This is a genomic window from Halorubrum sp. 48-1-W, from assembly GCF_003287355.1.
Lineage (GTDB): Archaea > Halobacteriota > Halobacteria > Halobacteriales > Haloferacaceae > Halorubrum.
On the sequence record NZ_QMIM01000004.1, the window covers coordinates 12338 to 33057 of the forward strand.

The window sequence follows — 20720 nt, forward strand, 5'->3', positions numbered from 1 at the left end:
TGAACGGGAGTGACGGCCCGTACGCGCCCTAGAGGACCTTCGTGCCGGGCTCCGCGTCCTCGTAGGTGGTGAGGAGGTCGGCCTCCTCGCCCGCAGCGAGCACCATGCCGTTCGACTCCACGCCGAACAGGTCCGCCTTCTCCATGTTGGCGAGCACGACCACCTTCGTTCCGGGGAGGTCCTCGACCGCGTGGAGGCCCTTGAGCCCCGCCACGATGGTACGGGTCTCTACGCCGAGGTCGACGCGGAGTTTCAGCAGGTCGTCCGCGCCCTCGATCCCCTCGGCGTCCTCGATCCGGCCGACGCGGACGTCGAGTTCTTGGAACTGTTCGAAGCTGATGCGCTCGTCGCTGATCGGGTCGATGTCAGTCATGGGTTCGTCGGTCGCGGGGTCGTCGGTCGCGGGGTCGTCGGTCGCGGGGTCGTCGGTCGTGGGTTCGTCGGTCGCGGGGTCGTCGGTCGCGGGGTCGTCCGTTTCGCCGTCCTCGTCGTCTTCACTGTCCCCGGTCTCGTCGCCGTCAGTGCCGTCCGCATCGGCCTCGGCGACGCGCGCCTCCAGCTTCGCGTTCAGCTCCTCGACGCGGTCGTCTTCGACCTTCTCGAAGAGCTCGGTCGGCTCGGAGAGGTCGCCCTCGGGAGCCTCGCGGGCGGCCTCGACGGTGACGTCGTGGACGGAGCCCTCCTCGCCGAGCTGGTCCCACAGGCGCTCGCACTTCCCGGGGGCGATCGGCTCGAAGAGCACCGCGATCGCCTTCGCGATCGCGACGCAGTCGTGGATCACCCGTGCAGCCTCGTCGGGGTCGTCGTCGACGAGGTTCCACGGCTCGCTGTGTTGGATGTACTCGTTGCCGAAGCGGGCGAGGTCGGTGACGGCATCGCCGAGCGCGCGCACGGAGTAGTCGTTGACGGCTGTCTCCACGTCGGCGATCGCCTCCTCGATGCGCTCCTGTACCTCCTCGCTCGTCGCGTCCGCGATCGGCGCGTCCTCGTAGTTGCGGTGCGCGAAGAGCAGCGAGCGGTAGAGGAAGTTACCGACGGTGCCCACGAGCTCGGTGTTCACGCGGTCGCGGAACTTCTCCCACGAGAAGTCGACGTCCTGTTGGAACCCGCCGTTGGTCGCGAGGTAGTAGCGCAGGGGATCCGGGTGGAACCCCTCCTCGAGGTACTCGTCGGCCCAGACGGCGCGGTCGCGACTGGTGGAAAAGCCCTTGCCGCCGAGGGTGACGAACCCGCTCGCCATCACGGCTCGGGGTTCGGCGTGGCCCGTCGCCTCCAGCATCGCCGGCCAGAAGATCGTGTGGTGCTGGATGATGTCGCGGCCGATCACGTGGACGATCTCGCCGCCCTCGGGGTGCTCGTCGTCCGCACCCTCCTTCCAGACGGCCTCCCAGTCGAAGACGTCCGAACCGACGCGCTCGGTGTACTGTTTCGTCGAGGAGATGTACTCGATCGGGGCGTCGACCCAGACGTAGAGGACGAGGTCCTGCGGGTTCTCGCCCGGCAGGTCGATCCCCCAGTCCATGTCGCGGGTGATACACCAGTCCTGTAGCCCCTGTTCGATCCACTCGCGGGGCTGGTTCCGGGCGTTCGAGGTGCCCTCGAGCCGGTCGAGGAAGCCGGAGAGGTACTCCGAGAACGCGGAGACCTCGAAGAACTCGTGGGTGCGCTCGCGGTACTCCGCCGGGTTACCACTGATCGTCGAGACCGGGTCCTCGACCTCGCCGGGCTCGAGGTGGCGCTGACACCCCTCGTCGCACTCGTCGCCGCGGGCGTGCGCCCCGCAGTACGGGCAGGTCCCCTCGACGTAGCGGTCCGGGAGGTACTGGTCGTCGACGGGGTCGTACGCGACCATGATCTCCTTCTCGTAGACGTGCCCCCCCTCCTCGAGGTCGCGGACGAGCTGTTGGGTGACCGCCGTGTTCGTCTCGTCGTGGGTGTGGCCGTAGTTGTCGAACGCGACGTTGAACTTCGGGAACGTCTCGGCGTACCGTTCGTGCCAGTCGAGCGCGAACGCCTCGGGGGAGACGCCCTCCCGTTCCGCGTTGACCGCGACGGGCGTCCCGTGCATGTCGGAGCCCGAGACGAACGCGGTCTCCTGGCCGAGCCGTTCGAGCGCGCGGGCGTAGACGTCGCCGCCGACGTAGGTGCGGAGGTGTCCGATGTGGAGGTCGCCGTTGGCGTACGGCAGTCCACAGGTCACCACCGCCGGGTGGTCCGTGGGGAAGTCGTCGTGGCTCATGTGGCTGTGTGTCTCATGTGTCGTGGATACGGGCCAAAAGCCCGCTGGTTTCCGGGTGGGGGACTCGGCTCCCCGACGCGGTCCGACCGCCGCCTACAACAGCGTCCGGACGACCCGCGCCGCCTCCGGCGCGGTCGGCGCCAGGACGTACAGGATCGGCTCGACGCCGACCGCGCCGGTCTGATAGGCGACGATCGTGTCCGTCCCGTCCGGCAGGTCCGCGTCCGCGACCGCGTCGACGACCGCCTCCCGCGTCCCGCGTTCCGCGTCGAACTCGACGGTCGGGTGCGACTCGGCGAGCGTCGCGACGAGGTCGGGGTCGTACCGGAGGTTCACCGCCCCGCGGGCCGACGAGCCGGCCTCGCGGGCAGCGAGCAGGACGGTCGCGACGTGCTCGCTCACGCCGAACTCCGGCTCCCCGGGCACCATCGCCCGCCCCTTCACGTCGACGAGCCGTCCGGGGACGGCGGCCACGTCGTCGACGGAGCCCGCGTCCGCCAGACACTCGACGACGTTCGCGCCGACGTTCGGGATGAGCCCGGCGAACCCGGAGGCGTTCGTCAGGGTCCGGAGTCCCCGCCGGACCGACGCGAGGACGGTCTCGCGCTCGCGGAGCCCGCTGTCGGGGTCGTGGACGGAGAAGTCCACGTCGGCGGCGGCGAGTTCCGGCATCGCCTCCTCGTGGAGCTCCGCGAGGAGGTCGCCCTCCTCCAGCCGTCGGATCAGCACCTCGATCTCGACGAGCGCCGCGACCGGGCTCACGTCGCCGCTCGCGAGGCCCTCGCCGACCCGCTCGACGAGGTCGCGCACGCGCTCGTCGGCGACGATCCGATCGTGGCGGGCCACGTCGCCGTGGGCGTACTTCGAGACGGCCGACTGGGAGATGCCGAGCGCGTCGGCGACCTCCCGCTGGGTGAACCCGCGCTCGCGGAGGTCCTCGGCGAGCATCGAGCGCACCGTGGGGAGGAACTCGTCGACGACGACCTCCTCGATGAACCTCATTCGGTCTCACCCTCCGCCCCGTCGCGGTCGTTGAACTCCGGATCCGAGCCGATCCGGGACGCCTGCGGCCCGTCCTGGTCCTGGTACTTCGAGCCGCGCTCGCTACCGTACGGGCGGTCAGCCGGCGACTTCAGCTCCGTGAACGTGAGCTGTGAGACGCGCATCCCGGGTGAGAGCGCGACCGGGGCAGTGCCGAGGTTCGACAGTTCGAGCGTGATCTGGCCCTTGTACCCGGGGTCGCACAGCCCCGCAGTTGCATGGACCACGATCGCGAGCCGGCCGAGCGACGACCGGCCCTCGACGTGCGCGACGAGGTCGTCGGGGATCTCGACGCGCTCGGTCGTCGTCCCGAGCACGAAGTCGCCGGGGTGGAGGATGAACTCCTCGCCCTCGGGGACCGTCGTCTCCGTGACGTACTCGCCGACCTCGTCGGCCTCGGTCGGGTGGATACACGGGATGTTGGTGCGCTGGAACTCCAAGAACCGCTCGCCGAGCCGGAGGTCGACGCTCGCGGGCTGGACCTGCTGGTCGACGTCCGCGAGCGGCTCGACCACGAGGTCCCCCTCCGCGAGTCGGTCGAGGATGTCGGCGTCCGACAGGATCATGCTGGGAGAGGGGCGGGGCGCGACCTAAAGACTCCCGGAAACCGTCGGCGCCCTCGGTCGACCCGCTACTCCTCGTGGGGCTGTACCACGACGAACCCCTCGGAGCCGGTGAACTCCATCTGGATGGATTCGCCGGAAGTCTGGCCGAACTCGAATGTCTTGTTGATCGACACCGACGGAGAGAGGTCGCTGCTCCACGCGACCGTCGCGTCGGGGTCGGTGAAGACCGGCGGCTCCAACACGACGGGGTCGCCGTGCGTCGAGATCGCGACCTGTCCGGGTCCGGTGAGATACACGTTCGTCAGCCCGCCGGCGGCCGCCTCCGAGACGCTACCGATCGTGTCGATCTCGTAGTCGACGGAGGATTCGAACGCCAGCACGTCGTTGCCGCTGACGGAGATCGACTCGCCGGCGTCGAGGTCGAGGATCCGCACCTTCTTGCTCTGCTCGGCGACGTAGAGGTAGCCGCTCCCCTCCGCCTCCATCACCGGCGTCCCTTCGCTGCTCACCGCGTCCTTGAGGAAGCCGGTGACGCCGCCCTCGGCGGAGGCCTTGCCCGTGAACGTCACGTCGCCGGTGTACGCCACCATCGAGCCGGCCTTCACCGTCACGGTCCCGTCGAGCGGAACCCCGAGCAGCCGGTTGTTCTCCTTTCGAAACTCGTTACCGTCGCGTTCTGGCGCGCTCGTGCGCGCGAACTCGTCCAGATCCATGGGAACCAAGCGTCGCGGGGACGACGCGGCCGAGAGTCGTCGAGACCGGCCAATAAATCCCGGCGATTCGGTCGCTCGGTCGACCGTCCGACACGTCCGGGGAGCCACCCGACACGTCCGGGGAGCCACCCGACACGTCCGGGGAGCCACCCGACCCGTCCGAGAGAACAGAGCTATACCCGCGGCGGGGCTCACGGTCGGTATGAAACAGGCGATCGTCGCCCGCCGGGACCTCGGGATGGGCGAGGGGAAACTCGCCGCACAGGTCGCACACGCGTCGCTTTCGGCCTACAAGGACACGGGTCGTCGGAGCCGTACGAAGTGGAAGGGGTCGGGACAGAAGAAGATCGTCCTCGGCGCCGATTCCGAGAGCCAACTGTTCGAGCTCGCGGACAAGGCGGACACGGAGGGGATCCCGTACGCGATCATCCGGGACGCCGGCCACACCGAGCTGGAGCCGGGGACGGTCACCGCGCTCGCCGTCGGCCCCGCGGGCGACGACCTCGTCGACCGCGTCACGGGCGACCTCCCCCTCTACTGAATGGTCGACGACAGCGACGACATTGACACCGACGACCCCGCCGACCCGGCTGCGACCCGCCCCCCTCGCGAAGCCCACCCCGTCGAGCGCGCCGTCGGGATCGACTACTTCGTTAGCGGCGCCCCCGGGATCGGCGGCCGGCTCCGCGAGCGGCCCGAGGACTTCCGGGTGACGGAGCTGGAGGCGTTCGAGCCGGACCCGCTCGGATCCGACCGGGGCGGGTACCCCGAGCTCGTCGTCCGCGCCACGCTCCGGAACTGGGACACGAACGACTTCGCGCGCCGAGTCTCCGACGCGATGGGCATAAGCCGCGAGCGCGTCTCGTGGGCGGGCACGAAGGACAAACGCGCCGTGACGACCCAGCTGTTCACGCTTCGCAGTGTCGACCCCGACGACCTCCCCGAGATCCGCGGCGTCGAGATCGAGCCGATCGGGCGGGCGGGTCGCGGGCTGTCGTTCGGCGACCTCGCCGGCAACGCCTTCGAGGTCCGCGTCGCCGACGCGGTCGCGGAGAGCGAGGAGCGCGTCGCGGCCGTCGCCCGCGACCTCCGGGCGTTCGCGGGCGCGGAGCCGGACGACCCGGCGGCGCCGGTCGCGGTCCCCAACTACTTCGGCCAACAGCGGTTCGGTAGCGTCCGGCCGGTCACGCACCTCGTCGGTCTCGCGGTCGTCCGCGGCGATTTCCGGGAGGCGGTCCGGCTGTACGCGGGCAACCCCTCCCCGGCCGAACCCGACGACACCCGCGCGGGACGGGACCGCGTCGACGAGGCGTTCGGGGTCGAGGCGGTCGACGGCGCGAACGCGCCCGAGCACGGCCACGCCCCCGGCGTCGTCGCCGACGGTACCGGCGACGGCGACTGGGGGGGCTGTCTCGAGGCGATGCCGCGAAAGCTCCGGTTCGAGCGCGGGATGCTCTCACGGCTCGCCGAGCGGGACGTCGACCCGGCCGTGCCGCCCGCGGACGACGACTGGCGGCACGCGCTCGAGGCGGTGCCCTCGAACCTCCAGCGGCTCTTCGTCAACGCGGCCCAGTCGGCGCTGTTCAACCGGATCGTGAGCGAGCGGCTGCGTCGCGGGCTGTCCTTCCACCGCCCCGTCGCCGGCGACGTGGCGTGTTTCGCCGACCGCGACGCGCCCGAGGAGCTGTACGCGCCCGACCCCGACCGCGAACAGCGGGTGACGGCGGACCGGGTGCCGGTGATGGCGCGACACTGCGCGCGCGGTCGGGCGTTCGTCACCGCGCCGCTCGTCGGCACCGACACCGAGCTCGCCGACGGCGAGCCCGGCGAGATCGCGCGGGCGGTCCTTCACGACGCCGGGATCGAGCCCGCCGACTTCGACCTCCCCGGCGAGTTCGACTCGACCGGCACGCGACGGGCGATCCAGGTCCGGACCGACCTCGACGTGACGTTCGAGGGGGGTGACCCCGCCTTCGCGTTCGCGCTCCCGAGCGGGTCGTACGCGACGGTCCTCCTCCGGGAGTTCACGAAGACCGATCCGCTGGAGCGGTGATCCGGGTCGTCGACCGGGATATGATTCATAGATATGGATCGTTTCGTCCTCCAACAGCCGAGAACCGTCACGTATCTGCGGTCGGTTCCGAGCCGTTTTTGTGCTGGCCCCGCGGATCGACCCCATGACACGGATCGTCGTCTTGGACCTCCACGGCCAGTTCACCCACCTGGAGCGGCGCGCGCTCCGGGACATGGGCGTCGACACGGAGATACTCGACGCCGACACGCCGCCCGCCGAGGTTGACGCGGACGGGGTCGTCCTCTCCGGCGGCCCCGACATGGACCGGATCGGCCGGGCGCGCGAGTACCTCGACCTCGAGGTCCCCGTCTTCGGGATCTGTCTGGGGATGCAGGTGATCGCCGACGAGCGCGGCGGGCGCGTCGGCGAGGGCGACTACGGCGGCTACGCCGACGTCGACGTGGAGATCGTCGACGACGCGGACCCGCTCGTCGGGTCGCTCGCGCCCGACACCCGGGTGTGGGCCTCCCACGCCGACGAGGTGAAGGGGCTGCCCGACGGGTTCTCCCACACCGCGACCTCCGACGTCTGCGGGATCGAGGCGATGTCGAACGTCGAGGAGGGTCTGTACGGGGTCCAGTGGCACCCCGAGGTCGCTCACACGGCCGAGGGCGAGGAAGTGTTCGAGAACTTCCTCGCGATCTGCGAGTCGGCGTAGGACGTTTCGGGCGTTCGGTCTCTCGACTCCCTGCTGGCGAGAGACGCCGTTTTTCGTGTCCGTATTCGGAAGCCGGTGGGACTTTTATTCGCGCGCGAGGATCGAACAGCCGTGACCGCGACACAGGGGCGACTCGCCGGGCTCTCCAAGTTCATCTTTCGTGCGCCGCGGTGGCCGCGCACGCTCGCGTTCGCCGTCCTCCTCGGCGGGCTCACGGGGATCGCCGTCTTCGACTCCGCGTCGACGATGGGGTCGCGGTACCCCGTCTTGCTCGTCGGCCAGGACGCCTGGCAGGGGATCGTCTTCCTCGGCGCGCCCACCGTCGTCGCCGCGCTCACGACGACGACGATCGACCGCGCGCTCGGCGGCAGACTCACGTACAACCGGTCGGCGCTCCTGGCGCTTTTATGCGAGCTGTTCGTGGTCGTCGTGCTCGTCGTCGCCGGCGTCTTCGCCGCCCTCTTCGGGCTCTCCCAGCGGTTCGTCTTCGACGCGCTCGTCGTCGCGCTCGCGTCCATCTTCGCACTCCGGCTGCTCGCCGTCCTCGCGGTCTCGCGGGTCTCCCTGCCCGTCGCCAGCGTCCCCGCGTCGGTCCAGACCGTCGTGGCCGCGGTCCTGCTCTTCGTGTACGGCGGGACCGCGCGCCTGCTCATCGACGGGGGGTCCGCCTACGAGGCGTACGTCGTGTTCCTCTCGCGTACCGACCACGGGCCGCCTGTCTTCGACGCGGTGACCATCGACCACTTCCTGCTTTTGGGGGCGCTCTGTCTGCTCTATGCGGTCGCCGTCTGGGCGTTCCTCGTCGCGGTCGAGCGCCCGTGGCGGCGCGCGCTCGACGTCTCCGTGCTGGATTTCATCCGCGGGTTCATCGGCTACGCTGCCGAGGAGTCCCGCGACCTCGAGCGGTTCTTCGAGCGGCTCGGCCAGGAGGCGGTCGTCCCCGTCTCGGTGCTGTCGTTCCGGACCCTGGACGCCGGCGGGGCTGGAGGCGACGGTGACGCCGGCGGGGCTGGAGGCGACGGTGACGCCGGCGGGGCTGGAGGCGACGGGAGCCGGGACGACGTGACCGCCGACGGCGGCACGGTCGACCCCGACCGACTCGGCGAGGAGAAGGCACGGTTCGTCCTGCCGATGATCCACCCCGGTCCGTTGGGCGAGATCGGCGGCGGTGACCTCCCGCGCCGGGTCGCGCTCTCGGCCGAGGGGATCGGGTTCCCGCCGCACGCGACCGCCGGCCACGACTTCAACCTCGTCTCCGAGACGGAGGTCGACTGCGTCCTCGACGCGGCCGACCGCGCGCTCGCCGGCGCGACGTTCCGGCGGGACGGGACGGTCCCGGTCTCGATCGAGGCCGGCGAGTCGTCGATGCTCGCCCAGCGGTTCGGCGACGCCGGGCTCGCGGTCTCCACGTTCGCGCCGGGGTCGGCCGACGACGTCGACTTCGCGGTCGGCCAGTCGGCGCGCGCGGAGTTCCGGACGGACGGCCTGGAGGACGTCCTCCTCGTCGACGGTCACAACTGTCACGCCGGGCTGTCGGGGGCTGGACCCGACCTCGGGCACGTCACGCCGGGGTCGAAACGCTCCTACGATCTCTACGACGCCGCCGGAACCGCCGGCGAGGCGGCGGCCGAGGCCGACCGCGGCCGGACGGAACTCGGCGTGGCGTGGGACCCGACGGAGTGGACGCCGGAGGAGGGGATCGGCCCGCTCGGCGTCCGCGTCGCGGTCACGCGCGTCGCCGGCGTCGAGGCCGCCTACGTCCTCATCGACGGCAACAACATGGTTCCGGGGCTCCGGGGGGACCTGCTCTCGGCCGTCCGCGAGGCGACCGGCGTCGACCACGTCGAGGTGATGACCACCGACAACCACGTCGTCAACCGCACCCGCGCGGACAACCGGGTCGGGGAGGAGATCGACGCGGACGCGCTGTGTGAGACGGTCCGGTCGCTCGCGGTCGACGCACGCGACGACCTCGAGCCGGTCGCCGTCGCCGGCGGGACGGAACGCACGACGGTGACCGTGTTCGGCAACGACCGCACCGAGACGCTCGCGACGCAGGCCAACGCCGCGCTCTCGCTCGGAGCGGCGCTGGCGGCGGCGGTGACGCTGTTCGCCATGTCGGTGAGCGTGCTGTTGTTCTTCCTCACGTGAGCGCAGTGGCGCGCACGGAACGGCGCGTCCGCTCGACGTGTAACGAAGCGTCCGCTGGGCGTGAAACGAATCGCGGGCGGGGAGGCCCCGTCCGCAGTCTACTCCTCGAACAGCTCGTCGACGGCGTCGCCCGCGGCGGTCGTGGCCGCCTCGGCGACCGTCTCGGGGTCGGGGTCGTCGGGGCCGTCCGGGGCGTTCAGGTAGACGTCCACGTCGAGGACGCCCGCCTCGAAGGTGACCGTGACGTCGAGGTCGGTCACGGCCGACTGGTCGTAGTGTTCGAAGACGACGCCCTCGGCAGCCTCCGCGGCGGTCCGGACGACCTCCTCGTCGGTGGGGTCGGCGTCGGCTGTCCCGTCGCTCGACGCGTCCTCGCTCATCGGTCGTTACGCGCCGCCCGCGCCCGGGCCGCCGGGACCCATCGGGCCGCCGCCGGCGCCGCCCTGGAGCATCTGCTGGAGCTCGCCCTGGAGGTCGTCGAACTGCTCCTGGACGCGCTCCTCCTGTTTCTCGAGTTGCTCGACGCGGACCTCGAGGGAGTCGACCTTGTTCTCGAGGTCGTCGTAGGCGGACTCGTAGTCGGTCTCGACGAGCACCTCGCCGATCTCGCGGTACATGCCGGCGTCCTCGTCGACGTCCTCGAGGGCGTCGAGCGCCGTCTTCGACTCGTTGAGCGCGGTCTTCGCCTGCTCCTTCTGCTGGGCGACCTGCTGGGCCGTCTCCTGAAGGTCCTGAAGCTCCTCGATCTTCTCCTGTGCCTCGGGCGGCATGTTCCCTTGCATGGGCGGACCGAGGCGGCCCGGAGGGAAAAACCCCCGACTTCTCCGCCGAGCGCGATAACCGCCGTACATGGGAAAGAGAGGGTCCGAAACGGCCAGAATCCGATCCGTCGACGTGAGACCGATCGGCGCGCTATCGGTCGACGTATCGGTCCCGGCTCACTCCCTCGGCGACCGCGACCAGCCGCGACCAGCTGACCATCCCCGCCCGGAGCGCGACGAGGTCGGTGGCGGCCACGCGCACGTGAACGATGTCCCCGTCCCGGGAGACGGTCGCCCGCGAGCGCGACTCGTCGAGGTCGCCGACCTCGGGCGCGAGCGCGTCGGCGACGACGCTCGCGCACGTCTCGTCGGAGTACTCGAAGGAGAGGGTGGCCCGGTGGTCGCGGTCGGCGTCGGTCGCCGGCAGGGGGTCGGCGGGGTCGGTCGTCGACGCGTCGCGGTCGGTCACGGCGGGGGTCCGGTTACTCGACGTCGACTTCCTTGATGTCGCCGCCGCGCTCCTTCAGGAGGACACGGTGGCCACAGTAGGGACAGCGGACGCCGCCGTACTCGTCGAGCGTGACGTCGCGCTTACAGCGGGAACACTTGTAACTCATTCTTCTTCGTCGGCGAGCGCGGCGCGGATGGAGCGGCGGACGGTCCGGCCGCCGGGGGTCTCGGGGCGGTAGGCCCCGCCGGTGAACGTCTCGCCCGTCTCCTCGTTCACCCAGATGCCGGTGCCGACGCGCGTCACGTCGTCGCCGTCGACGGTCGCGTTGTGCATCTCCGCTTCGATGTCCTTGACCCGCTTTCTCGAGACGCGGCCGTACCGGGCCCCGAATCGGCCCGCGCTACCGGTGCTTCGTGCCTTGTCCTCAGCCATAGTGTGCTCGAATACCCCCAGCGTGCGTAAAAAGGCTACGAGTCGGCCACGTCCGTGCGCCTCCGTGGCGTATCCGTTCCTCGGTCTCGAACTCCCGTTTCTCGGATGTGTTCTCGAGGGAACCGTCGTTCGCTGGCGACGGTTCGTCGATCGAGCGGAGATCGGAGCGAGTAGAACGGGTCGTTGCTAGCGCGGTGAACACCGCCAAAGCCCCAGCTGTTCGGCGATACGCAGTTGCTAGTGCGGTGAACACCGCCAAAGCCCCAGCTGTTCGGCGATGCGCAGTTGCTAGCGCGGTGAACACCGCCAAAGCCCCAGCCGCGAGGACTCGGAGGCCTCGTTGTGCGCTTCAGTCGCTCGTTTCACTCGCTCCTTCCAGTGCTTACTTCGGCCGCCGTCGTCCTCGCGGCTGCCCCTTTGAATCCCGCCCCGCACAGCACCGCACCTCCCGCCTCCCCAGCCTCGGCCTCGGTGACCCGCCGGAACTGCCGGCGGGTCACCTCGGCCTCCCTCGCGCGGGCTCCTCGCGCCCCGCGGGCGCTCGGAGGCGCACGCCACCGCACCGCGAATCGGACCGGTACTCGGACCACGTCGACCACAACGATTAATATAACTAAGTGATATTACTCGGTCGTACCATGGAGTTCGACGGCTTCAGCGACGTGAGCGAGGCGGACGTAACGCGCGCCATCGGGCAGGACTGGTCCGAGGAGTTCCTCGAGTTCTCCGAGAGCGACGCCATCGTGATCGGGGGCGGACCGTCCGGGTTGATGGCTGCGAAGGAACTCGCCGACCGCGGCGTGAAGGTGATGGTCGTCGAGAAGAACAACTACCTCGGCGGCGGCTTCTGGCTCGGCGGCTTCCTCATGAACACGGTGACCGTCCGCGACCCAGCCCAGGAGGTGCTCGCGGACCTCGACGTCGGCTTCGAACCCGCCGACGGCGTCGAGGACCTCTACGTCGCCAACGGACCGGAGGCGTGTTCGGGGCTGATCAAGGCCGCCTGCGACGCGGGGGTCAAGGTCCAGAACATGACCGAGTTCACCGACCTCGTCGTCCGCGAGGACCACCGCGTCGGCGGGATCGTGATGAACTGGACGCCCGTCCACGCGCTCCCGCGGGAGATCACCTGCGTCGACCCGATCGCGGTGGAGTCCGAGGTCGTGATCGACGCCACCGGCCACGACGCGGTCGCGATCAGCAAGCTCGACGAGCGGGGCGTGTTCTCCGCGCCCGGCATCGAACACGCCAGGGAACACGACGTGGGAATGGACGCGACGGGCGACGACGAGTACGGCGCGCCGGGCCACGACTCGCCGGGCCACGACTCGATGTGGGTCGGCGAGAGCGAGGACGCCGTCGTCGAACACACCGGCGTCGTCCACGACGGCCTCGTCGCGAGCGGCATGGCGGTCGCGACGGCCTACGGGCTCCCGCGGATGGGACCGACCTTCGGCGCGATGCTCGTCTCCGGCAAGCGCGCCGCACAGGCCGCGCTCGACGAGCTCGGCGTCGACGCCGGCGACGTGCGGCTCTCCTCGCGGCCCGCCCCCGCGGACGACTGAATCGGCTCGAGTCGACGGCCCCCGTCACCTCCGGTCGACCGTCCCCGCGGTGATCCGCGCGAACCCCGCGAGCGCCCGCGTCGTGGTCGCGTCCGAACACCGCTCGTGGACCCGTCGGTGGGCGGCCAGCGCCCGCTCGTCGAGGACCTCGACCGCCCGGCGGTTTCGCCCCACCCCTCCGTCGCGGCCGCTCCCGTCGTCGCGTCCCCCGTCCCGTCCCGGCGGAGCTGTGGCCCGGACGGCCAGAGCGAAGGCCGGATTGAGGAGGCGACCGACCGGCCGGGTGCTCCGTGCGAGCCCCGCGACACAGAGACGCCCCCGTCGCCGTCGACGCCCACCCTCGGCTCCCGCGCCGCCGACGAGCCGGCACCACCCGTCCACGGCGCCCGCGGGGTCGTCGAGCATGCCCGTGAGGAACGTCGCGAGCACGGCGTCGGCCTCGATCGGTCGTCGTCCGCCCGCGATCGGTCGTCGTCCGCCCACGTCCGCCACGTCGTCGTCGGTCCCGCGTTCGACCGGCAGGGGCGGCCGGTTCGCGTCCGCGTGGACGACGTGGACGTTCCGCCAGCCCGCCCGCTCGATCCGGTCACGGGCGCGTTCGAGCGCCCCGGCGGAGATGTCGACCCCGATCACGGTCCCGCCCGGGCCGACCCGGTCGCGGAGCAACGCCAGGTTCGCGCCGGTGCCACACCCCATCTCGACGACGACGTCGCCGCGCCCCGGGTCGAGCGCGTCGACGATCCGCCGACGGAGTCCCGTGACGAACGGCGCGTCGGTCGCGATCCGGTCGTAGCACCCGGCGTGGCGCGTATAGTGCGCCGCAGCGTCGATCCCGGTCATGGGCGGTCCTCGACGCCGACCGGCTAAAGTGCCGGGGCGATCCGCGGGGGCTCCCGGCGTGCCGGGACGGCTACTCCTCGTGTGTCGGGGTGGCTACTCCCGTCGGACCTCGAGTTCGTCGTCGACGCGGAACCGGGTTCCGCCCGGCGCCTCGAAGACGAGTTCGTCCCCGTCGCCGGTGACCGACCATGGCATCACCGCGGCGATCCGGTCCCACCCCGGGTCGAGCCCGTTCGCCGCGAAGAAGTCGGCCATCGGGCCCCGGTCGTCGGTGGCGTAGAGCGGGTGTGAGATGCGCCGCTGGCCGCAGTGGGTACACGCGAACCGGACCATCCCGTCGTGGTTCACGTGGCGGAACCCGTATCCGTCGTCCCCCGGATCCCCGCCCTCCGCGGGAGGGAGCGTCGCCGTCACGTCGTGGCCGCAGTTCGGACAGAAGCCGTCGGCCATCGCCCTGAAGGCCTGTGCCGCCCGGCGGTGGGAGCGTTCGAACGCGGTCTCGATGTCGACCCCCGTCACGCCCGCCGGCGGGTACGAGAGCGACGCGAGCGTCCCGTCGGCGACGAGTTCGTGTTCGATCAGCCCGGGACACTCCGGACACCACGTCACGAGGTAGCCCCTGCGGTAGAAGGCCTGGATACCGCTCCCACAGTAGTAGCACGCACCGTCGACCGGCTCGGCCTCGACGGTCGGGTCCTCGGTGAGGACCCCGGTTCGGCGAAGCCGGACCACCTCCCGACCCGGCTCCGCGAGCCGGTACCCGCTCTCGGTCTTCGTGACGAACTGGTCGGTGAGCCTGTCGAGGTGGTAGCTGAACCGGCCGCTGTCCTCGACGTCCACGTCGGCTTTGATCGTCGAGTACGTGGCGTTGCCCGCCAGCGGTCCGGACGCGACCGTCCGCTCGTACAGCGAATCGAGGATGGCGAGCCTGACCTCGCTGTCGAGCACGGAGAACGCGAGCGCGTCGTGCGAGAAGACCTCGGCGGAACCGTCCATTCGACCGTCCGAAGTAGTAGTGTGGCCATATATATTTCGTTCCTAATGACACTTACTGCTGTGTGGCGGCTCGTCTCGCGCCCGCGGGCTCCGGCGACGCCTTTTTATTCGATATCGACGGAGGAGGGGCATGTACTGGCGTGGGCACGTCGGCATCGCCCTGCTTGCGTACACCCCGGCTGTAGGGGTCACCCTCGCGATCGGCGAGCCCGGGTTGACGCTCCTCGGCGGCGGTCTCGCCGTCGCCTCCGCCACGTTGCCTGACGCCGATCACAAGCTCCCGATCCCGCATCGGGGGGCGACACACACCGTCGCGTTCGCGGTCGCCGTCGGACTACTCGTGGGAGTTCTCGCGGCCGTCACGCTCGCCGCGGGCGGCGTTTTCCGGGCGCTCCCGGCGTGGACGCCCGCGTTCGTCGCCGGTACGGTGACGCTGTCGCTGTGTTCTCACATCGCCGGGGACGCGATCACACCGATGGGGATCCGCCCGTTTCGACCCCTGTCGTCGGCACACTACTCCCTCGATCTGACGCCGGCGAAGAGCCCCCACGCGAACCGGCTGTTCCTCGTCGTCGGGGTCCTCTCGACGGTGATCGCGGTCGCCGTGGCGCACTGAACGGTTCCGTCGTACCGGACACCACGCTCTCGAGTCGCCGTCGGCGTGACGGGTCTGCCGGCCGTCCCGTCCCCGCTACGTCTCGGCGACGCGCCGGAGCCGATCGACGACCGACCGGGGAACGATCCGTTCGGCGATATCGACGTCCGCGGGAGTGACGACGCCGAGCGCCTGTCCGGCGGGAACGTAGGTTCCGATGACGACGAGGGGAAGGACGACGGCCACGACCAGGTCGTTCGACACGAGCGTGACGACCAGCGCGCCGAGCGCGAGCGCGGGAAGCCACGCGGCGACGACGAGGCCGAGCTCGCGCGTGAACGGATGGATCCCCCGGTAGTAGTACACCTCGAGGAGTGCGGCAGTCCCGGAGAGCATCAGCGCGAGCATCGTTCCGACCCCCGCGCCGAGGATACCGTACCGCGGCACCAGCAGGACGCTGAACACGACGTTGGCGATCAAAAGCAGCGTGGAGTTGAGAAAGACCATTCGGGAGTAGCCGAGCCCCTGGAGGAGCGTGCCCCCGGGACCACCGGCGGTCACGCTCACCAGGTAGCCGACGACCAAGGCGAGCACGACGCCGCTCGCGGCCGTGTACTGCGGCGTGAACACGAGCGAGAGGTACGCCTCGGCTCCGAGCACGAGGACGGCGGCCACCGGCAAAGAGAGGGCGAGCACCCACCGCGTCGCGGTCCGATACCGCTCGGTCACCGCGTCGTGGTCGTGCCGTCGCTCGGCGATCAGCGGCTTGAACACGGGCGCGAGCGACGAGAAGAAGACGAGGAGGTTCGCTGCGAGCATGTACCCGATCCGATAGATACCCACGTCGTCCGAGGACATGTAGTAGCCCACGACGAAGTAGTCGACCTGTCCCATCACCACGTAGATGACGCCCGCGAGCGCGAGCGGCACGCCGTACCAGAGGACCTCGCGAACGGGCGTGAACGTCGTCTCGCCGCCCCGCAGCACGTCCTGTCGAACCAGCAGGACGACCCCGAGGGTGATCCCGACGAGGAGGCCGACGACGTAGCCGCCGACGATCCCGACAAGGCCGAAGCCGACGAGGAGCAGGCCGACGGTCGCGAGCAGCCGCACCGTCGGCCTGGTGATGTCGCGGACGTACACGCGGTACCTGAGACGCTTGATACCGCTGTACGACGCCATCAGTCCGTTGAAAACCGCCAACAGCGGGAGCGCGACGGCGAGCAGTCGGAGCCCCGTCGCGATCCCCGGCTCGTCGAACGCCGTCGCGAGCGTCTCCGCGGCGAGGAACACGCCGACCGCCGTCACCGTCGAGGTGAGAAGCAGGAGGCCGAACACCTGTACCGTCACGCCGCGGGCCCGACCGGGCTCGCCACGCTCGAGGTATTGCGGGACGAAGTAGTCGATCGCTCGGTGTAACCCCGCGCTGGCGAACACCTGCGTGAGGTGGAGCACCGACGTCGACAACACGAACAGCCCGTAGACGCCGGGGCTCACGAGCCGGGTTATCATGGCGACGACGAGGAACCCGAACCCCTTCTTGATCAGTTCGCCGGCGAACGTGACGCCGCCCTGCTCCGCCATCGTCTGATCCCCCGTGTTCGAGGGCGGCACCGTCGTGTCGGTCGTGTCCTCGCGCACCTCTGTCGAGGGGGTCGGGTCCGGTGGCGGCCGCCCGCCGTCGTCCGTGATCACGTCCGGCCCCGATCCCTGCGTCACGACCGGTACCCCGGGCCAACGGGCCGGTTCTCGTACTTCGGGCCAACGGGCCGGTTCTCGTACTTCGGGCCCGCGAGTCGTTTCTCGTGGAACGGTCTGACCCCGTTGGCGGTCGTCTCGTGGTCCATCTCAGGGATTCTTGACGACTTCCGCCTCGTGGTCGGCGACGAGCGCGGCGCGTTCACCGACGTCGGGGAAGACGACGGTGAACTCCCAGCGGTCGCCTTCGGAGACGTCCGGCACCTGTTCGATCGTGTTGTCCAACACCTCGCCGTCCGCGTCGAGGAAGCGGACCCGAACCTCGAGGTACGTGATCGGCTCGTCGCTGGTCCGTTCGACGACGCCCTCGACGGCGACCGTCTCCTCGTCCGTCCCCTCGTGTTCCCGCACGAGCTCGCTCTCGACGACGCGCGCTCGTGGCTCCAATATCTCCTCGTCCGGATCGTCGCTACACCCGGCGGTGGCGAGCGGCGAGACGGCCGCGGTCGCGACGAGGAGACGGCGACGGCGCATCTGCCTCCCGTCAGGAGTGGAAGGAAATAAAACGGTGACATCCTCTCCGCCGTGAACGGCGGGATTTGCTCCTCGTAGAGAGATAGCAACCGGCTCGGATCGCGGAGCGGACGGCCAGGCACGAACGGGACGGTCACGAACGTTCACTCGATTCCGACTCAACCCTGTGCCTTTTTGCGCCCCTCCGCCGAAACCGGCGGTATGCGCAACGCCAAGATCGTCTGTACGCTGGGTCCGGCGTCGGACGACCGGGACACGATCCGCGGCCTCGCGGACGCGGGGATGTCGGTCGCTCGACTCAACGCCAGCCACGGGACGACGGCCCATCGTGAGGACGTCATCGAGCTGGTCCGCACCGTGGACGACGCGATCGACGACCCGCTCGCGGTGATGGTCGACCTGAAGGGACCGGAGGTCCGCACTGCCGAGATAGACGGTCCGATCACGGTCGCGACGGGTTCCGAAGTGACGTTCCACGAGGGGTCGGATGCGACGCCCGAACGGGTGGGGCTCACCCACTCCATCGGTGCCGCGTCCCCCGGCGACACGGTCCTGCTGGACGACGGTCGGATCGAGTGTCGCGTCGAGCGGGTCGACGCGGACGGCTCGGTCGTCGCACGGGTGGTCTCCGGCGGCCAACTCGGCTCCCGGAAGGGGGTCAACCTCCCGGGCGTCGCGATCGACGTCGATCTCGTCACGCCGGCGGACGAGGCGGAGCTCCGGCTCGCCGCGCGCGCGGACGCCGACTTCGTCGCCGCCTCGTTCGTCCGCGACGCCGACGACGTCTACCGGATCGCCGACCGTCTCGAGGAGTACGGCGGCGACGACGTCCCGGTGATAGCGAAGATCGAGCGCGCCGGTGCCGTCGAGAACCTGACGGGCATCGTCGACGCCGCCGACGGCGTGATGGTCGCCCGCGGCGACCTCGGCGTCGAGTGTCCGCTGGAGGACGTTCCCATGATCCAGAAGCGGATCATCCGCACCTGCGTCGACGAGGGCGTCCCGGTGATCACCGCGACCGAGATGCTCGACTCGATGATCCGCTCGCGCCGACCCACCCGTGCCGAGGCCTCCGACGTCGCCAACGCGGTCCTCGACGGGACCGACGCGGTGATGCTCTCCGGCGAGACCGCCATCGGCGACCATCCGATCCGGGTCGTCGAGACGATGGACCGGATCGTCCGCGAGGTCGAGACCAGCGGGGAGTACGCGGAGACGCGCGAACAGCGGGTGCCGACCGCCGCCGCCGGCTCCCGGACCGAGGCGCTTGCGCGCTCGGCGCGCTACCTGGCGCGCGACATCGGCGCGTCGACGGTGGTCGCGGTCTCGGAGTCCGGCTACACCGCCCGCAAGACGGCCATGTTCCGCCCGGGCGTGCCGGTCGTCGCGACCACCCCGAACGACCGCGTGCGCCGCCAGCTCGCGCTGTCGTGGGGGATCCAGCCGGTCACCACCGACTACGCCCACGACATGGAGGACGTCCTCGACAACGCGGTCGACGCCGCGCTCGACACCGGCGCGGCCGCCTCCGGCGACACCCTCGTGGTCCTCTCGGGGATGTTGACGGAGCTGGAGGGGACGAACACGACGAACACGCTGAAGGTCCACATCGCGGCCGAGACGATCGCCACCGGGAAGGCGATCGTCGCCGGCCGCGTGGCCGCGCCGGTCCACCGAAGCGACGACGGCGACCTCTCTACGGTCCCCGACGGGTCGATCGTCGCGCTCGATCTCGACTTCGAGGGCGAGTTCACCGGGGACCTCGACCGGATCGCCGGGATCGTCGACGCCCGCCCGGGGATGACCGGCTACCCCGCCGTCGTCGCCCGCGAGCTGGGCGTGCCGATGGTCTCCGGCGTGACGCTTCCCGACTCCGTGGCGGACGGGACCACGCTGACGCTCGACGGCGAGCGTGGCGTCGTGTACGACGGCGACGTGATCGCGCCCGCCCGTCGGCGGTAAGCCGACGGGGCCGTGTCCGCTCGAGTGTAAGCCGACGGGGCCGTGTCCGCTCGAGTGTAAGCCGACGGGGCCGCCTCCGCTCGAGTCGCGCCCGCCAGTCATTTATTTGGCACGCCCCTACCGCGGGTATGAGCGGCGACGACACCCGCAGTCGGGCGAACGAGGTCCGTGATGACGGCGAGGACGACCGCGAGTGGCGGTTCGGCCTCGACGACGTGGGGCCGGACGGGATCACCGAGGACACGTCGACGCCCGAGAGCGAGCCGATCGAGCCGGGGTCGATCGACGTCGAACACGCCGTCTTCGTCGTGCTCGGGGTCGCGCTCGTCGTCGGCGTGTTCGTGTTCGGGTTCTGAACCGGGTGTACGTCGTCGATACGGAATGTCGACAGGGGTTCGTCGACAGGAGATCGTCGGGACCGTCCCAACGCCCCCCCCGGTCGGCTCACGCTGCGGAGGACCGACCCCGTGTCCCGTCGTACCACAACTTATCCGCCTCCCAGCCGTACGGGGTGGTATGGACGTGCTCCTGCAGGCGGACCTGTTCGGTCCCGACACCCTCCCCCTCCTGCTGTTGACGGTCGGGCTCCTGCTGGCGATGGCGGAGGCGATCGCGCCGGGCGCGAACTTCATCGTCGTCGGCATCGCGCTCATCGGTGCGGGCCTCGGTGGGTTGCTCCTGGCGACCCTCGGCCTCGCCGGCGGGGTCATCACGTTCGTGATGGCGGTGCTCACTCTCGTGGTCGGCGCGGCCGCGTTCTACGGCTACCGCGAGTTCGACCTCTACGGCGGCAAGGGACAGCCGCAGACCAGCGACAGCGACAGCCTGAAGGGGAAACTCGGGACCGTCTCGGAGACGGTGACTCCCCGCGGTGGGCAGGTCAAACTCGAGGGGGGAGGCTTCAACCCGCACTACTCGGCCCGCTCGATCGAGGGGACCATCGAGGAGGGCGAGGAGGTGATGGTCGTCGACCCCGGCGGCGGCAACGTCGTCACCGTCGAATCGATGGCGTACGTGGAAGACGACATCGACCGCGAACTCGCCGCCGATCGGGCACGCAAGGCGGCCGAGGCGGACGACGCTCGATCGGATCCCGAGACCGAAGCGGACGCGTCGACGGTCGAACCCCCCGAAGCCGACGTGGAGCGGGAACGCTCCGAGTAGCCACCCTCCGACCGATACGGTCGCTCCTGCGGTCACGTTTCGAAACGTCGTTCGGGAACCGACAGTCACCGGACGGCCCGCCCTTCGCGTTGACGTCGCGTCCGAGCGACCGACGCGAACGGACCGATCCGCGTTCTCGACAACCCGGTCCCGTCACGACGGATTCGGTTCTATCACGACGGATCCGGTCCCGTCACCACTGATCCGGTCCCGTCACCACTGATCCGGTCCCGGTGCTCTCGAGCCCCGTGTATTACTGATACCGAAAAATAAGGGGCCA

Annotated in this window: 22 protein-coding genes; 9 read left to right on the top strand and 13 right to left on the bottom strand. The window is 70.2% G+C overall.

Features of this window, described 5'->3' with window-relative positions:
• Positions 1-28: 28 nt before the first annotated feature.
• The 4 genes from metG to DQW50_RS02845 form a co-directional block, all read right to left on the bottom strand.
• The gene (metG, locus tag DQW50_RS02830; protein WP_112077803.1) at positions 29-2239 is read right to left on the bottom strand and encodes a methionine--tRNA ligase; all 2211 of its coding nucleotides are present in this window, start codon (positions 2237-2239) and stop codon (positions 29-31) included.
• 93 nt (positions 2240-2332) lie between these two features.
• Complete coding sequence (locus DQW50_RS02835) at positions 2333-3241, bottom strand: thiamine-phosphate synthase family protein (protein WP_112077804.1); 909 nt, start codon at positions 3239-3241, stop codon at positions 2333-2335.
• Positions 3238-3846 carry a dCTP deaminase gene (gene dcd / locus DQW50_RS02840; RefSeq protein WP_112077805.1) on the bottom strand — a complete coding sequence of 203 codons (609 nt, stop codon included), beginning with the start codon at positions 3844-3846 and terminating at the stop codon, positions 3238-3240. The genes DQW50_RS02835 and dcd overlap by 4 nt, the downstream gene beginning before the upstream one ends.
• A 65-nt stretch (positions 3847-3911) precedes the next feature.
• A complete protein-coding gene (locus DQW50_RS02845) occupies positions 3912-4559 on the bottom strand; it encodes an AIM24 family protein (RefSeq protein ID WP_112077806.1) in 648 nt (215 codons plus the stop codon).
• Between the two features lie 202 nt (positions 4560-4761).
• Between DQW50_RS02845 and pth2 the strand changes: the two genes are divergently transcribed.
• The 4 genes from pth2 (at position 4762) to DQW50_RS18065 (ending at position 9442) form a co-directional block, all read left to right on the top strand.
• Positions 4762-5100, top strand: a complete 339-nt coding sequence (pth2, locus tag DQW50_RS02850) for a peptidyl-tRNA hydrolase Pth2 (RefSeq protein WP_112077807.1) — start codon at positions 4762-4764, stop codon at positions 5098-5100.
• Positions 5101-6612 carry a tRNA pseudouridine(13) synthase TruD gene (gene truD / locus DQW50_RS02855; RefSeq protein WP_112077808.1) on the top strand — a complete coding sequence of 504 codons (1512 nt, stop codon included), beginning with the start codon at positions 5101-5103 and terminating at the stop codon, positions 6610-6612.
• Between the two features lie 124 nt (positions 6613-6736).
• A complete protein-coding gene (locus DQW50_RS02860; protein WP_112077809.1) occupies positions 6737-7291 on the top strand; it encodes a GMP synthase subunit A in 555 nt (184 codons plus the stop codon).
• Between the two features lie 111 nt (positions 7292-7402).
• Positions 7403-9442: a DUF2070 family protein gene (locus DQW50_RS18065; protein ID WP_198664585.1), complete on the top strand. Its 2040-nt coding sequence runs from the start codon at positions 7403-7405 to the stop codon at positions 9440-9442.
• Between the two features lie 98 nt (positions 9443-9540).
• On the opposite strand, the gene DQW50_RS02880 is transcribed toward DQW50_RS18065, so the two are convergent.
• From DQW50_RS02880 to DQW50_RS02900, 5 genes are all read right to left on the bottom strand, one after another.
• Positions 9541-9822 (bottom strand): DUF3194 domain-containing protein, encoded by a 282-nt coding sequence (locus tag DQW50_RS02880; RefSeq protein ID WP_112077810.1) that lies wholly within the window; start codon positions 9820-9822, stop codon positions 9541-9543.
• A 6-nt stretch (positions 9823-9828) separates the two neighbouring features.
• Complete coding sequence (locus tag DQW50_RS02885) at positions 9829-10212, bottom strand: prefoldin subunit beta (protein ID WP_112077914.1); 384 nt, start codon at positions 10210-10212, stop codon at positions 9829-9831.
• A 142-nt stretch (positions 10213-10354) separates the two neighbouring features.
• Positions 10355-10630 (bottom strand): KEOPS complex subunit Pcc1, encoded by a 276-nt coding sequence (locus DQW50_RS02890; protein WP_112077915.1) that lies wholly within the window; start codon positions 10628-10630, stop codon positions 10355-10357.
• A 55-nt stretch (positions 10631-10685) separates the two neighbouring features.
• Entirely contained in the window at positions 10686-10820 is a 135-nt protein-coding gene (locus DQW50_RS02895; protein WP_007994536.1) for a DNA-directed RNA polymerase subunit P, read from the bottom strand.
• Complete coding sequence (locus DQW50_RS02900) at positions 10817-11086, bottom strand: 50S ribosomal protein L37ae (RefSeq protein WP_112077811.1); 270 nt, start codon at positions 11084-11086, stop codon at positions 10817-10819. The genes DQW50_RS02895 and DQW50_RS02900 overlap by 4 nt, the downstream gene beginning before the upstream one ends.
• 638 nt (positions 11087-11724) lie before the next feature.
• On the opposite strand from DQW50_RS02900, the gene DQW50_RS02910 reads away from it, so the two are divergent.
• Positions 11725-12651 carry a sulfide-dependent adenosine diphosphate thiazole synthase gene (locus DQW50_RS02910; protein ID WP_112077813.1) on the top strand — a complete coding sequence of 309 codons (927 nt, stop codon included), beginning with the start codon at positions 11725-11727 and terminating at the stop codon, positions 12649-12651.
• A gap of 24 nt (positions 12652-12675) precedes the next feature.
• Here DQW50_RS02910 and DQW50_RS02915 read toward each other — a convergent pair whose 3' ends face one another.
• Positions 12676-13491 carry a class I SAM-dependent methyltransferase gene (locus DQW50_RS02915; RefSeq protein WP_112077814.1) on the bottom strand — a complete coding sequence of 272 codons (816 nt, stop codon included), beginning with the start codon at positions 13489-13491 and terminating at the stop codon, positions 12676-12678.
• 93 nt (positions 13492-13584) lie between these two features.
• On the bottom strand, positions 13585-14487 hold the full coding sequence (locus DQW50_RS02920; RefSeq protein WP_112077815.1) for a helix-turn-helix transcriptional regulator: 903 nt from the start codon (positions 14485-14487) through the stop codon (positions 13585-13587).
• A 130-nt stretch (positions 14488-14617) separates the two neighbouring features.
• Here DQW50_RS02920 and DQW50_RS02925 point away from each other — a divergent pair, with 130 nt between their 5' ends.
• Positions 14618-15103, top strand: coding sequence for a metal-dependent hydrolase (locus tag DQW50_RS02925; RefSeq protein WP_112077816.1), 486 nt, complete (start codon positions 14618-14620; stop codon positions 15101-15103).
• 75 nt (positions 15104-15178) lie between these two features.
• Here the strand turns inward: DQW50_RS02925 and DQW50_RS02930 are convergent, their stop codons facing one another.
• A complete protein-coding gene (locus tag DQW50_RS02930) occupies positions 15179-16801 on the bottom strand; it encodes a flippase (RefSeq protein WP_241964315.1) in 1623 nt (540 codons plus the stop codon).
• Between the two features lie 129 nt (positions 16802-16930).
• Positions 16931-17314, bottom strand: coding sequence for an FxLYD domain-containing protein (locus DQW50_RS02935; protein WP_112077817.1), 384 nt, complete (start codon positions 17312-17314; stop codon positions 16931-16933).
• A 201-nt stretch (positions 17315-17515) separates the two neighbouring features.
• On the opposite strand from DQW50_RS02935, the gene pyk reads away from it, so the two are divergent.
• The 3 genes from pyk to DQW50_RS02950 all read left to right on the top strand — a co-directional run bounded on the left by pyk (position 17516) and on the right by DQW50_RS02950 (position 20440).
• On the top strand, positions 17516-19276 hold the full coding sequence (pyk, locus tag DQW50_RS02940; protein WP_112077818.1) for a pyruvate kinase: 1761 nt from the start codon (positions 17516-17518) through the stop codon (positions 19274-19276).
• Positions 19277-19404: 128 nt separating this feature from the next.
• Positions 19405-19632, top strand: a complete 228-nt coding sequence (locus tag DQW50_RS02945) for a hypothetical protein (protein WP_112077819.1) — start codon at positions 19405-19407, stop codon at positions 19630-19632.
• A 160-nt stretch (positions 19633-19792) separates the two neighbouring features.
• Positions 19793-20440, top strand: coding sequence for an NfeD family protein (locus DQW50_RS02950; protein WP_112077820.1), 648 nt, complete (start codon positions 19793-19795; stop codon positions 20438-20440).
• Positions 20441-20720: the final 280 nt, after the last annotated feature.

Bases quoted from the DNA above. Each gene is read 5' to 3' on its own strand.
- metG (WP_112077803.1), bottom strand. From the start codon at position 2,239: ATGAGCCACGACGACTTCCCCACGGACCACCCGGCGGTGGTGACCTGT.
- DQW50_RS02835 (WP_112077804.1), bottom strand. From the start codon at position 3,241: ATGAGGTTCATCGAGGAGGTCGTCGTCGACGAGTTCCTCCCCACGGTG.
- dcd (WP_112077805.1), bottom strand. From the start codon at position 3,846: ATGATCCTGTCGGACGCCGACATCCTCGACCGACTCGCGGAGGGGGAC.
- DQW50_RS02845 (WP_112077806.1), bottom strand. From the start codon at position 4,559: ATGGATCTGGACGAGTTCGCGCGCACGAGCGCGCCAGAACGCGACGGT.
- pth2 (WP_112077807.1), top strand. From the start codon at position 4,762: ATGAAACAGGCGATCGTCGCCCGCCGGGACCTCGGGATGGGCGAGGGG.
- truD (WP_112077808.1), top strand. From the start codon at position 5,101: ATGGTCGACGACAGCGACGACATTGACACCGACGACCCCGCCGACCCG.
- DQW50_RS02860 (WP_112077809.1), top strand. From the start codon at position 6,737: ATGACACGGATCGTCGTCTTGGACCTCCACGGCCAGTTCACCCACCTG.
- DQW50_RS02880 (WP_112077810.1), bottom strand. From the start codon at position 9,822: ATGAGCGAGGACGCGTCGAGCGACGGGACAGCCGACGCCGACCCCACC.
- DQW50_RS02885 (WP_112077914.1), bottom strand. From the start codon at position 10,212: ATGCCGCCCGAGGCACAGGAGAAGATCGAGGAGCTTCAGGACCTTCAG.
- DQW50_RS02895 (WP_007994536.1), bottom strand. From the start codon at position 10,820: ATGAGTTACAAGTGTTCCCGCTGTAAGCGCGACGTCACGCTCGACGAG.
- DQW50_RS02900 (WP_112077811.1), bottom strand. From the start codon at position 11,086: ATGGCTGAGGACAAGGCACGAAGCACCGGTAGCGCGGGCCGATTCGGG.
- DQW50_RS02910 (WP_112077813.1), top strand. From the start codon at position 11,725: ATGGAGTTCGACGGCTTCAGCGACGTGAGCGAGGCGGACGTAACGCGC.
- DQW50_RS02915 (WP_112077814.1), bottom strand. From the start codon at position 13,491: ATGACCGGGATCGACGCTGCGGCGCACTATACGCGCCACGCCGGGTGC.
- DQW50_RS02920 (WP_112077815.1), bottom strand. From the start codon at position 14,487: ATGGACGGTTCCGCCGAGGTCTTCTCGCACGACGCGCTCGCGTTCTCC.
- DQW50_RS02925 (WP_112077816.1), top strand. From the start codon at position 14,618: ATGTACTGGCGTGGGCACGTCGGCATCGCCCTGCTTGCGTACACCCCG.
- DQW50_RS02935 (WP_112077817.1), bottom strand. From the start codon at position 17,314: ATGCGCCGTCGCCGTCTCCTCGTCGCGACCGCGGCCGTCTCGCCGCTC.
- pyk (WP_112077818.1), top strand. From the start codon at position 17,516: ATGCGCAACGCCAAGATCGTCTGTACGCTGGGTCCGGCGTCGGACGAC.
- DQW50_RS02945 (WP_112077819.1), top strand. From the start codon at position 19,405: ATGAGCGGCGACGACACCCGCAGTCGGGCGAACGAGGTCCGTGATGAC.
- DQW50_RS02950 (WP_112077820.1), top strand. From the start codon at position 19,793: ATGGACGTGCTCCTGCAGGCGGACCTGTTCGGTCCCGACACCCTCCCC.